11 protein-coding genes and 1 tRNA gene are annotated in these 11,927 nt (G+C 64.1%); 9 read left to right on the top strand and 3 right to left on the bottom strand.

The features are described 5' to 3' along the window. Nucleotides 1-99 precede the first annotated feature (99 nt). The 5 genes from ACROUL_RS15090 to ACROUL_RS15070 all read left to right on the top strand — a co-directional run bounded on the left by ACROUL_RS15090 (nucleotide 100) and on the right by ACROUL_RS15070 (nucleotide 5,162). Nucleotides 100-816, top strand: a complete 717-nt coding sequence (locus ACROUL_RS15090; protein WP_431300276.1) for a DUF5765 domain-containing protein — start codon at nucleotides 100-102, stop codon at nucleotides 814-816. A gap of 51 nt (nucleotides 817-867) precedes the next feature. After that, nucleotides 868-1,902, top strand: coding sequence for a cysteine synthase A (locus ACROUL_RS15085; RefSeq protein ID WP_431300275.1), 1,035 nt, complete (start codon nucleotides 868-870; stop codon nucleotides 1,900-1,902). 5 nt (nucleotides 1,903-1,907) lie between these two features. Continuing rightward, nucleotides 1,908-4,307 carry a DUF3772 domain-containing protein gene (locus ACROUL_RS15080; protein ID WP_431300274.1) on the top strand — a complete coding sequence of 800 codons (2,400 nt, stop codon included), beginning with the start codon at nucleotides 1,908-1,910 and terminating at the stop codon, nucleotides 4,305-4,307. Beyond that, nucleotides 4,304-5,023, top strand: coding sequence for an alanyl-tRNA editing protein (locus ACROUL_RS15075; protein ID WP_431300273.1), 720 nt, complete (start codon nucleotides 4,304-4,306; stop codon nucleotides 5,021-5,023). Before ACROUL_RS15080 ends, ACROUL_RS15075 begins: the two co-directional genes overlap by 4 nt. 49 nt (nucleotides 5,024-5,072) lie before the next feature. Further along, a tRNA-Ser gene (locus ACROUL_RS15070) sits at nucleotides 5,073-5,162 on the top strand. 323 nt (nucleotides 5,163-5,485) lie between these two features. Here ACROUL_RS15070 and ACROUL_RS15065 read toward each other — a convergent pair. The 3 genes from ACROUL_RS15065 to ACROUL_RS15055 form a co-directional block, all read right to left on the bottom strand. Next, nucleotides 5,486-7,159: a recombinase family protein gene (locus tag ACROUL_RS15065; RefSeq protein ID WP_431300272.1), complete on the bottom strand. Its 1,674-nt coding sequence runs from the start codon at nucleotides 7,157-7,159 to the stop codon at nucleotides 5,486-5,488. After that, complete coding sequence (locus ACROUL_RS15060) at nucleotides 7,156-7,563, bottom strand: DUF2924 domain-containing protein (protein WP_431300271.1); 408 nt, start codon at nucleotides 7,561-7,563, stop codon at nucleotides 7,156-7,158. Before ACROUL_RS15060 ends, ACROUL_RS15065 begins: the two co-directional genes overlap by 4 nt. Before the next feature lie 78 nt (nucleotides 7,564-7,641). Next, nucleotides 7,642-7,836: a DUF3489 domain-containing protein gene (locus ACROUL_RS15055; RefSeq protein ID WP_431300270.1), complete on the bottom strand. Its 195-nt coding sequence runs from the start codon at nucleotides 7,834-7,836 to the stop codon at nucleotides 7,642-7,644. 380 nt (nucleotides 7,837-8,216) lie between these two features. On the opposite strand from ACROUL_RS15055, the gene ACROUL_RS15050 reads away from it, so the two are divergent. The 4 genes from ACROUL_RS15050 to terL are packed head-to-tail and all read left to right on the top strand — an operon-like array spanning nucleotide 8,217 to nucleotide 11,497. Continuing rightward, entirely contained in the window at nucleotides 8,217-9,659 is a 1,443-nt protein-coding gene (locus ACROUL_RS15050; protein ID WP_431300269.1) for a DNA modification methylase, read from the top strand. Then, nucleotides 9,652-10,068 (top strand): DUF5681 domain-containing protein, encoded by a 417-nt coding sequence (locus ACROUL_RS15045; RefSeq protein ID WP_431300268.1) that lies wholly within the window; start codon nucleotides 9,652-9,654, stop codon nucleotides 10,066-10,068. The genes ACROUL_RS15050 and ACROUL_RS15045 overlap by 8 nt, the downstream gene beginning before the upstream one ends. Further along, entirely contained in the window at nucleotides 10,052-10,387 is a 336-nt protein-coding gene (locus ACROUL_RS15040) for a hypothetical protein (RefSeq protein ID WP_431300267.1), read from the top strand. Before ACROUL_RS15045 ends, ACROUL_RS15040 begins: the two co-directional genes overlap by 17 nt. Nucleotides 10,388-10,408: 21 nt before the next feature. Then, entirely contained in the window at nucleotides 10,409-11,497 is a 1,089-nt protein-coding gene (gene terL / locus ACROUL_RS15035) for a phage terminase large subunit (RefSeq protein ID WP_431300266.1), read from the top strand. Nucleotides 11,498-11,927: the final 430 nt, after the last annotated feature.

Genomic DNA, 11,927 nt, shown 5'->3' with positions numbered 1-11,927 from the left:
TACGGCGTGCGCGACCCGCCCCTCCGTTGGCCGCAAAAGCGCGTTTGCGCTTTGTGCCATGTAGCGCCAAGGTGGGCGGACACTCGGGGGGCGGCAGGCATGTGCTGGGGGATCGAGGCGACGGCGGGGATGATTGTCGTGGGCCTGACCGCAGCCGGGGCCAGCGCGTGGCGCGGTGATCCGGTGGCAGTTCCGCTGACGCTGGTGTTCTTTGCTGGCATGGAAGTGCTGCAACTGGCCGGTTACACGGTGATCGACCAATGCGGCACGCCAGCCAACCAGGTTGTCACCGCCTTGTCGATGCTGCATATCGCCTTGCAACCAATTGTTATTAATATATTTCTTTTGGCTTGGCTGCGGCCGGACATCAGCGACCGGCACCGTCGTTGGGTGATGGTTTGCGCCATTGGTGCCTCTGCCATGATCGCCATCCAGATGCTCCCCTGGCCGGGCCTTGATGCGTGCAATCTCGGCCAGCCACTGTGTGGCGAGGTGCTTTGCACCGTTTCGGGAAACTGGCATCTGGCGTGGACGCTGCCTTATACCGATATCTTCGCCGGCCCGGACCGCTGGCTTGGCACGAATTTCGGTTTTCCGCCCTATGTACTGGCGGTGTTCGTGATGCCGCTGTTTTACGGGCTGTGGCGGTTTGTGCTGTTTCATGCGCTGGTCGGACCGATCGCCGCCAACCTGCTGACCGACAATCCGAACGAGGCGCCGGCGATCTGGTGTCTGGTGGCGATCCTGATCATCGGGGTGGTGCTGGTGCCGGGGGCACGCCGGCTGTTCGGCGCGCGCCCTGCCGCCCCGGCTTGAGTTTGCCGCGCGACCCTCATACACCTTCTTTGACAAAGGAAGGACCGTTCCATGCATATTCACAGCGATCTGGCCGATACCATCGGCAACACCCCGCTTCTGAAGCTGAAACACGCATCGGAGCTGACGGGCTGCACGATCCTGGGCAAATGCGAGTTCATGAATCCGGGCCAGTCGGTCAAGGACCGCGCCGCGCTTTACATCATCCGAGATGCCGTGGCGAAGGGGTTGTTGAAGCCGGGCGGCACGATTGTCGAAGGCACGGCGGGCAATACCGGGATCGGTCTGGCACTGGTCGGCGCGTCGATGGGGTTTCGCACCGTCATCGTAATCCCCGAGACGCAGAGCCAGGAAAAGAAGGACATGCTGCGGCTGGCGGGGGCGGAACTGGTGCAGGTGCCTGCCGCGCCCTACCGCAACCCTAACAACTACGTGCGCTATTCGGGCCGTCTGGCGGAAGCCTTGGCCAAGACCGAACCGAACGGCGCGATCTGGGCGAACCAGTTCGACAACGTGGCAAACCGGCAGGCGCATATCGAGACGACCGGGCCGGAAATATGGGAACAGACCGGTGGCAAGGTTGACGGGTTCATCTGCGCGGTAGGGTCTGGCGGCACGCTGGCCGGTGTTGGCATGGCGTTGCAGCCGAAGGGCGTGAAGATCGGTCTGGCGGACCCGGAGGGTGCCGCGCTTCATGCGTTCTACACCACAGGCAAACTGGAAAGCCCCGGCAGTTCGATCACCGAAGGGATCGGGCAGGGGCGTATCACGGCAAACCTTGAAGGCTTCACCCCGGACTTCAGCTACCGCATCCCCGATTCCGAGGCGCTGCCCCTGGTGTTCGATCTGTTGACCGACGAGGGGCTGTGCATGGGTGGATCGTCCGGCATCAACATCGCGGGCGCAATCCGCATGGCGCGCGACATGGGGCCGGGCAAGACGATTGTCACCATCCTGTGCGACTATGGCAGCCGCTACCAATCGAAGGTCTACAACCCGACCTTCCTGCGCGAAAAGGGCCTGCCGGTGCCGGAATGGCTTGACCGTCCGGCGCGCGCGATTCCGGCCGTGTTCGAGGACGCCTGAGCCCGATGCGGGCAGGCTTGCGCCAGCTTTTCGTGGTTCTGTGGCTGGCGGTCGCGTTTGCGGCCCCGGTTGCCCTGCCGATTGCCGCGCAGGACAGCGCGCAGACCGAGGAAGGCGCCGCAGTCAACTATGACGACTGGGAGCGGATGGCGGCCCGCGCCGAGCAAGAGATCGAGAACCGCAACGTTTCGGACGAGCGGCTGGACGAATTGCGGGGGCAGTTGGCGCAGTGGCGCGCGGCGCTGCTGAGTTCGGAAAACGCGAACGCGGCCCGGATCGGGACGCTGCGCGAGCAATTGGCGGCATTGGGGCCGGCCCCGGCGGAAGGGGCGACCGAGGCCGAGGAAATCTCCAAGCGCAGGACGGAACTGGCGGACCAGCTGGTGCGGTTGCAGGCGCCGGGGATCGCGGCGGATGAGGCCTACCGGCGGGCGGACGGGTTGATCCGCGAGATCGACCGTATCATGCGGGAACGGCAGGCGGACCAGTTATTGCAGCTGTGGCCGTCGCCGGTGAACCCCGGCAACTGGCCCGAGGCGGCGATTGGCCTGTCGGACACGGTGTTGCAGTTGTGGGACGAGGTGGCCAGCGCCTGGGCCGACCGTGACGCGCGGGGCGAGTTGTTCGACAACGTGCCGCTGATCCTGGTGCTGTTGGTGGTGGCGCTGGCGCTGGTGGTCTATGTGCGCCGCTGGGTGGAGCGGTTCGCGCTGAAGCTGCTGGAAGGCGCGTCGGCGCGCGGGCGCAAGGTCTGGTCGCTGCTGGTGTCGCTGGGCGAGGTGCTGTTGCCGACGCTGGGCGTGATGGCGTTGACGTCGGCGCTGGTCGCGTCGGGGATGCTGGGCCAGATCGGCGCGCGGATCGCGGAAGTGCTGCCGTTCGTGGGTTTTGTGATCTTTGCCGCCGCATGGATCGGCGGGCGGGCGTTCCCCAAGACGCAAGGCGAGGATGCCGTGCTGCCATTGCCGCCCGAACGCCGGGCGGAGGGGCGGTTCCTGTCGGTGCTGATGGGGGTGGTGCTGGGCGCCGACATGATCCGGTCTGCGGCGATGGATGCGCAGTCCTATTCCGATGCGACGACGGCGGTGATGTCGTTCCCGATTCTGGTGACGGGCGGGTTGATCCTGCTGCGCATCGCGGGGGTGTTGCGCAAATCGCGCGAGGTGGCGGACCGCAGCTATGCGCTGCGGCTGCTGTCGATCCTGGCGCGGGGGCTTGCGGTGATCGGCATCGCAGGGCCGGTGCTGGCGGGCTTTGGCTATGTGCAGGCGGCTTCGGCGCTGATCTATCCGGCGATCCTGTCGCTGGGGCTGGTGACGCTGTTGTTCATCCTGCAGCGGCTGATCGGTGACGTCTGGGCGATGATCATCAAGAACGACGGGCAGGGGCGAGAGGCGCTGGTGCCGGTGCTGGCCGGGTTCACCATGTCGCTCGCGTCGCTGCCGCTGTTCGCGCTGATCTGGGGGGCGCGGTCGTCGGACATCACCGAACTGTGGACGCGGTTCACCGAAGGCTTCCAGATGGGCGAGACGCGGATCTCACCGTCGAACTTCATGGTCTTCGCACTGGTGTTCGTGCTGGGCTACATGCTGACGCGGCTGTTCCAGGGGGCGTTGCGCACGACGATCCTGCCGAAGACCACGATGGATCAGGGCGGGCAGACGGCGCTGGTGGCCGGGATCGGCTATGTGGGGATCTTCCTTGCCGCGCTCGCGGCGATCAACGCGGCGGGGATCGACCTGTCGGGCCTTGCGATCGTCGCTGGTGCGCTGTCGGTCGGCATCGGTTTTGGTCTGCAGCAGATCGTGTCGAACTTTATCTCGGGCATCATCCTTCTGGTCGAGCGCCCGGTCAGCGAGGGCGACTGGATCGAGGTGGGCGGGGTGCAGGGCCGGGTGCGGGCGATCTCGGTGCGGTCGACCCGGATCGAGACCTTCGACCGCAACGACGTGATCGTGCCGAACGCCGACCTGATCACCGGGCAGGTGACGAACTGGACCCGGTTCAACCTGTCGGGCCGGCTGATCGTGCCGGTGATCGTGGCGCTTGGCACCGACAGCCACAAGGTCGAGGATATCCTGCGTCAGATCGCCGAAGCGCAGCCGCTGGCGGTGCTGAACCCGCCGCCCCTTATCGTGTTCATGGGCTACACCGACCGGGTGATGCAGTTCGAGATCCGCGTCATCCTGCGCGACGTCAACTTCAGTCTGAGCGTGCGCAGCGACATCAATCATCAGATCATGCAACGCTTCGCCGCCGAGGGCATCGCGATCGTGGCGCCACCGGCCCCGCCAGCCGAGCCCAACCCGCAGCGGGTGGCCGAGGCGGTGCTGGCGCTGGAACAGGTGGCCGCACGCGCCGCCCCCGCGCGGAAAAGCAAAACCGCAGGAGAGCCGACCGCATGACCGAGCTTCTGTTTCGTGACGACGCCTATCTGCGCCAGGCCGGCAGCACCGTTGTGGGCCACACGCCCGAAGGCGCGCTGATCGTCGACCGGACGGTGTTCTATGCCACGTCAGGCGGCCAGCCCGGGGACAGCGGATGGGTTGCGTGGGAGGGTGGCAGGATGGCGATCGCCACGGCGGTCAAGCTTGACGGCGGCGCGGTGGGGCTGGTGCCGGCCGAGGCGGTGGCGATGCCGCCCGCAGGCACCCCGCTGATCCAGGAGTTGGACTGGGACCGCCGGCACCGCCACATGCGGGTCCATACCGCGCTGCACCTGCTGTCGTGCGTGATCCCCTTGCCGGTCACCGGCGGTCAGATCGGAGCCGAGCGGGGCAGGCTTGATTTCGACATGCCCGACCCGCCCGCCGATCTGGCGGCGCTGGAGGTCGCGCTGAACGCCCTGATCGGGCGCGACTTGCCGGTCACCGACACCTGGATCAGCGACGACGAGTTGCTGGCCAACCCCGGCCTGGTGAAGACGCTGAGCGTGATGCCCCCGATCGGGCAGGGCAGGGTGCGGTTGGTCAGGATCGGCGAAGGCGGGGGGCAGGTCGACCTGCAGCCCTGCGGCGGCACCCACGTCGCCCGCACCGGCGAGATCGGCCGCGTGACCATCGGCAAGATCGAGAACAAGGGCCGCCAGAACCGCCGGGTGACGATCCACCTTGTGGGGTGACATCAGCCCTTGCGCTTGCCTGCCCGGATTGGCTAAGAGAACGCCCAGTGGACAGGTGGCCGAGTGGTCGAAGGCGCACGCCTGGAAAGTGTGTAGGCGGGGAACCGTCTCGAGGGTTCGAATCCCTCTCTGTCCGCCACCGACATAACCTATTGAAATATATCATAAAACCCCCGGAATTCTCGCCCGAATTCCGGGGGTTTGCCGTCGTTGGCCGGCGCTGGAGACGGGAGTTGCGCGTCCGGCGGGGGCGATCTGGCGCCTGCGTCTCTGTCGGGCGCAACGTGCGGTCCGGTTTTGGCTTGGGTATTTCCCTGCTAGCAGGGAAATAGCAGGGATTTTTTGAGCTGTTTTGAGAGGCCATCATGGTGGCGTCTTGGCATCGAAGCGTTCGAAATGTCCAAGCGGTAGTGTACCCGTCATCTGATCGGTGAACCGCGCAGAGCTAAACTTGGACAGTCTTCAGCCCGAGAACCCGTAAAGGCGTTCCTGATCGCTCCAGTCGAGGGGCGGCGGGTCTTGGATCATACGCTCGAGTGTAAGGCTGTAGGGCTGGGCACCGGAGAGCAGCGCCGCCTGGATGCGGGGAGAGAGGAAGGCAAGTTGGCCGCGCTTTCGGACGACGGCTTCGTCGAGGCCTGCCTTGCTGGCGATCTCGCGCAAGGTCGCACCGGACTGTAGATCCTGCATCCAGCGGTGCGCCGCGCCGAGGGCTTTCAGAAGGATTGGATCGGGACGTGGTGCGGGCCGAACGATGATGAGCTTTGCCTCGATGCCGCGGCGCCGGAGCCGGAGGGTCGCGGTGATCTGTCCAAGCTCCGGTGCAAGGTCGTGCGGTCCAAGTCCGAGGTCCGTCGCAAGGACTGTCGTATCAAGCTTAAGCGAGAGCCCATCTGGCCGGATCGTGCCTGTGTGCAGGAGCCTGTGGAGCGTGTAGGGCTCAATCTGTCGCAATTTCCGGGCTAGCGCGCGTGCGGCGTCAACCGGGCCGTCTGCGTCGCGCAACTCAGGTGACACCAGCAAGGAATGAGAGGTGATGGCTGCGTCGATGTGATCGGCCATGAGACCGGCGATCGTTGCGTCGAGGGGAGGGCCCGGAAGCCGCCACCCGGTCGGGTCAGCCGGACCGGTGATCAGACGGTGAGAGACATAGTAGCGGAAGCGTCGGCCATGCCGCTGCGTGTGGGTTGGGGTGAGCCGATCCCCGGCCTGGTCGAGGAGCTTGCCGGTGAGGGGCGAGGGCGCAGCATCCGGACCTCCATTCTTGCGACCCCTTGGCTTGGCGGCGGCGGCTTGCAGTTTCTGCTGTACTTCTTCCCATGTGATCTCATCGATGATTGCCGTGTGCTGGCCAGACCAGATCCTTTCCTTGTGGCGGATGCGTCCGATGTAGACCGGGTTGGTGAGGATCTTGTGGATCTGGCCGCGGGTAAGGGTATTGCCGCCCTGTTCGCGACCTGAACGGAAATGGTGCCGCTTGGACCGAAGGCCCATTCGGGCCGCTTCGCGCTCGACCTCTCCAAGGTGGGTCAGGCGCTGATAGAGACCGAAGAGGGCCTGCACGGTTTTTGCCTCGTCCGGGTTTACGCGCAGAACACGGATGCGGGGATCCGAGGGGGGATTGTAGCCGAGGGGCGGAACGCCCCCCATCCAGAGGCCCTTCTGTTTGGAGGCGGCGATCTTGTCGCGGATCCGCTCGGCCGTCACCTCGCGCTCGAACTGGGCGAAGGACAACAGGACGTTGAGGGTGAGCCGGCCCATCGACGTGGCGGTGTTGAAGGACTGGGTGACCGAGACGAAGGAGCAGCCAGCGGCCTCGAAGCGTTCGACGAGCCGTGCGAAGTCGGCGAGTGAGCGGGTGATGCGGTCGATCTTGTAGACGATCACCATCCGGACGCGGCCGGTGTCGATTTCGGCCAGCAGCATCTGAAGGGCAGGCCGCTCGAGGGTGCCCCCAGAGACGCCGCCATCATCGAAGCGGCCGTTGACGAGGCTCCATCCCTCGTGCCGCTGGCTCGCGACGAAGGCCGCGCAGGCCTCGAACTGCGCGTCGAGCGAATTGAACCCCTGATCGAGCCCTTCCTCGGTAGACTTCCGGGTATAGATGGCGCAGCGGATGGCTGGCTTGGTGGTCATCGGCCAGCCTCCCGAAGCCCGAAGAACCGGGGCCCCGACCAGCGGGCACCGGTGATGGCGCGGGCGATAGCGGAGAGGGAGCGATGGTCGGCGCCGTTCCAGCGGTAGCCCTTGGCGGTCACCTCGACGACGTGCGTGACACCATTCCACTCGCGCAAGAGCCGCCCGCCGGGTGCCGGTTCAACCGTGCGGCGCGCCGGGCCGCCTCCCAAGGTTGCAGCCTTGATCTGTCGCAGCAGGCCTTTCGGCAGACCGCCCGCCCGTCGCGCCTGAACCTCGAAGGCGATGAACCGTCGAAGGTAGGCTTGGCTGATGCTTTTTGGCGCAGGTCGCCCAAAAAGTTCGGACCAGGCGGCGAGAAGCGCCGCCCGGTCCATCCCGTGGAGAGTGTCGAGGGAGGGCATTACGCGGCCGGGGCCGATGCGACCGTGATGCGGTAGACGGCGGGGCCACCGTCCACCTTCGAGGCCGACCGCTCAAGTCTAACCCCGGCTTTGCGCAGACCGCTCAGGGCGGCGCACCGAATGCGCTTGCCAGCCAGTAGCACTGCAGAGAGCTTCGAGATCGGCGCCGGCCTTTCGGGAGAGAAGCCGGCGTAGCATATCGATCTTCGTCTCGCGGCCGCCTGTTTTGGTGATGTCTGCCGTCTCGGTCTGGATTTGCCTGGTTCCGGTCATGGGTGTTTCTCCGTGGTTCGGGGGGCCCGCAACATGCGATGCCCTGCACCGAGGCGAGCCCGGACGGAGAGCCGGGCGTGCTGACACTGACGCTCTGTTCGCGGCATAAGTCCAGTCGCAAGTGATTGAAAAGGCAGATAAGGGCCAACAGCGCGTTCGTCAACCTAAGTACATGATTAGATGAACATATTTTGATTGACGCGTGCGCTTGGATCGGCAATATTCAAGTTAGAAAGGCGCACACGCGCTAGGTCGCGGCAGGAGGCTTCGGCCCACACTCTCAACCAATGCCTGGTGGGCATGGTGATGCAGAGTTTGGGGGCCTCCAGTTCACCCAAGCTTCCATCATCGACACCAGGGTGTCGATGCAGGAGGCAAAAATGGACAAGCATGATCAGGATAAAGATGCCGTCGGAGATGGCGTCGATGCAAACGGAAATCCCCCCGGGCCGGAATGGGCGCTGCGGAGTGCGTGGCGAACTGACTTCACGCCATGCAAAAAAATCGACCTTGTTGCGATCGATGCCCTGAAAAGATCACCGAGGCACATCCGCCGCGCGAAGCGGGAGCAGATCGAGCGTGTGAAACGCTCGATCACGGCGTTTGGCTGCGTGCGACCAGTGCTGACATCTGGATTACGCACGATCATTGACGGCCACGTTATCGTCGAGGCGCTGCGCGAGCTTGGAGCGAAGGTGGTGCCCTGCATGGTGATCGACCATCTGTCGGACTTAGAAATTCGCAAGCTTGCGATCACCCTCAACAAGACGCAGGAAACCGGCGCATGGGACGAGGGGGCCCTTGCGATCGAGTTCGAGGAGCTCCTCGCGCTGGACGTCGACCTGGCGGTCACCGGCTTCGAGATCGCCGAGATCGATTTCCATCTCGGCCATTTCTCGATCACGGATGCCGAGACCGATCTGACGGAAGAGCCGGTTATCCCTGCGGAACAATCGGCTCCGGCGGTAACACTGCAAGGGGATGTCTGGATTACCGGCCCTCATCGCGTCATCTGCGGCAGGGCTCAGGACTTGGCGGCATGGGGCACCGAAATGGGCCCCGCGGCGATGTTGATCACAGATCCGCCCTATAATCTGCCCATTTCTGGCCATGTGAGCACCGTTCGGGGGCGTCACGCGGAGTTCGTCGAAGCCTCCGGCGAGATGACACCGTCCGCCTTCACGGACTTCCTTGTCAAGGGCCTTCGCACCGCGATCGCTTGCCTCGAGCCCGGCGGCGTCGGCTTCATCTTCATGGACTGGCGGCACCTGCGGGAAATTCTCGACGCCTTCCAACATCTTGGTGTCGATGTGATCAACCTCGCGGTCTGGGTCAAGAAGGCCGCGGGCATGGGATCGCTCTACCGGTCCCGCCATGAACTGGTCTTCGTCGTGCGGAAGAGGGGCGCATCGCACCGCAACAACGTCCAGCTCGGTCGGTTCGGGCGAAACCGCAGCAATGTCTGGGAATACGGGGGTGCCACGAGCGGCAATACTGCCGAGGACGACTTCGGACTGCATCCGACGGTGAAGCCGGTGGCGCTGATCCGGGACGCGATCCTGGACGTGTCGGCGCCGGGGGAACTGGTCATCGACTGCTTCCTTGGATCCGGATCGACCCTGATCGCCGCGGAGACCTCGGGGCGACGATGCCTCGGCGTCGAGATCGAACCGGCCTACATCGATGTCGCGCTCCGGCGCTGGATGGCCCTGACCGGCCGGGAAGCGGTGCACGCGGCCACCGGCGAAACCTTCAGCGACCTTGCAGTCCGGCGCGCCGTCAAGCTCTTGCCGGCACCAGCGAAAGGGGGCAGCGATGTCTGAGGATGACGACGACGTGGGCTATAGACGTCCGCCGAAGCACGGCCAGTTCCGTAAGGGCACGTCTGGCAATCCGGAAGGCCGCCGCGTGGAGCAGGAGCGATTTGCCTCTGTCCTTCGCGAAGAACTGGCAACGGAGATCGTCATGAAAATCGGGGACAAGAAGGTCAAGGCCTCGGTGCTCAGGGGTCTGACCCGCCTGGTGATCCAGCAGGCGCTCAGTGGCGACAGCAGGGCGATCACCGAACTCATGCGCCAGATCAACCGGTACTTCCCGGAGCGACCCACGGCTGAGGACTCATCCCTACCACCGAGCGAGGCGGACCTTAAGCTTCTGGAAGACTATGTCAGTCGCCGGTCCAGCAACCCGACGCAGAACCCGATGGAGGGGCAAAATGGCGACGAATTCTGAACTTTACGCCCTCCTGCGACAGGACTTCCTGTCCTTCGTCCAGAAGGTCTTCGCGACGCTCAACCCAAGCACACCCTACCTCCACAATTGGCATGTCGAGGCGATCGTCGCGCTTCTCGATGAGGCTATGGAGGGGGGGACCCGGCGCGTGATGATAAACGTGCCGCCCAGGACGCTGAAATCGATGATCGTTTCCATTGCCTGGCCCGCCTTTCTGCTCGGCCATAATCCAGCACTTAAGGTCTTCGTTGTTTCCCACGGGCTCGACCTTGCCGAAGAACACCATGCTGCGTTCCGAAAGGTCGTTGAGTCGGACTGATACCGGGCGGCATTACCGACGATGGCCCCGGCTGCGGAGAAAGATACAGCGCTCGTGTTTCGGACGAGCCTCGGCGGGCAGCGCAAGGCCTTCTCAGTCGAAGGCCATATCACCGGCCAGGGAGCGGACATCATCATCCTTGACGATCCACTTGACGCCTCTGACGCGCTCAGCGAGCCGGCCTGCGAAAAGGTCAACAATTGGATCGCCAACGTCCTGATGGGGCGGTTTAACAACGGAGCAACCGGGATCATGGTGCTCGTCATGCAGCGCCTCGCAATCAACGACCCTGCGGCGTTTCTGCGTGAGATCGAGCCCTGGAGCCTCCTGTCGCTGCCTGCAGTTGCCGAAGAGGACATGAAAGTCCGGCTCGCCGCTGGCAAAATGCACGTCTTCGCCAAGGGCGCTCTCCTGCACCCGCAGTTGCTTGACCAGGCTTTCCTCAATCAGCGTCGCCGGGCGATGGGAGAGGCCGCCTACAGCGCCCAGTACCAGCAGCGGCCGCTTCCTCCGGGCGGGGGCGCAGTTGACGTGAGCCTCTTCAAGCGGTTCGCTACGCTCCCGACGAGCTATGACACACGCTTTCTCAGCATCGATGCCGCGTCGGGCTCGGATTCTGGCTCGTACTCCGTCATCCAGTTCTGGCAGATCGGCGACGGCAGGATCTACCTTGCAGACAGTCAAAGGGGCAGATGGCCCTTCCCGGAACTGCGCAAGCGTGCCATCGACGCGAAGACTGCGTTCAAGGTGGACTTCTTTCTGATCGAATTCGCGTCCAACGGGCAGGCGCTCGCCCAAGAGCTCTGGGAATACTATCCGCGTGAAGAACGGGTCGCCGCTGTCCAGACGTTCAAGCCATCCCAGTCGAAAGCAACAAGGATGGACCTCGCCATGGTACCGATCGCGGCCGGCAAGGTGTTTATTCCGCAACAGGACCCATTGCTGCAACCTTTACTGTCGGAACTCGGGGCATTTCCGAACGGCGCGAACGATGATCAGGTCGACGCCCTATCGCAGGCGCTCTGGTTCTTCTGGCATCCCTACAAAAACAATCGCCACAACCCTGAATATCGGAAACGGTCGCGCGTAATCTTTCCACGCGGCTATTAAACGGCGGCGTCTGGGAGGCGCTGTTGGAGGCGATAGACAGTCAGCGCCGCGTCGTTGACCATCCAATCAGGGTCTTGCCGGAAGGGCCGCTACACTCGCCGCAGTCGCGACACGTTTCAGAGCAGCGCTGGGGTTGCAGCGGTTGCAGCGGTTGTCTTGAGCGTAGTCGTTGAAGCGGCCCCATCAAGGGGAGAGTAAGCAGGGCCTGAGGCCCGCTTTTGCCTGAGATCGCGCCGGCAAAATATCGTTCTGACCACATGCTGATCCTGTGCTTTAGGCTGTCCGTTATCGTCTCCATGTCGTTCCGCTACGTGCGCAAGTAAAGGGTTCATCAGGTCTCGCGGAACCGTGCAACCCGAGGCCGGATCATCGTGGCTCGGTCGCAGACGTTGGTCGTTCGGAGAGGGCGCGATAACAATTTGGGCGCACC

This window comes from Tabrizicola sp. BL-A-41-H6 (assembly GCF_050632395.1).
Lineage (GTDB): Bacteria > Pseudomonadota > Alphaproteobacteria > Rhodobacterales > Rhodobacteraceae > JAUYQR01.
The sequence above is the reverse complement of the archived record's forward strand: the minus strand, read 5'-3'. Positions and strand labels throughout refer to the sequence as shown.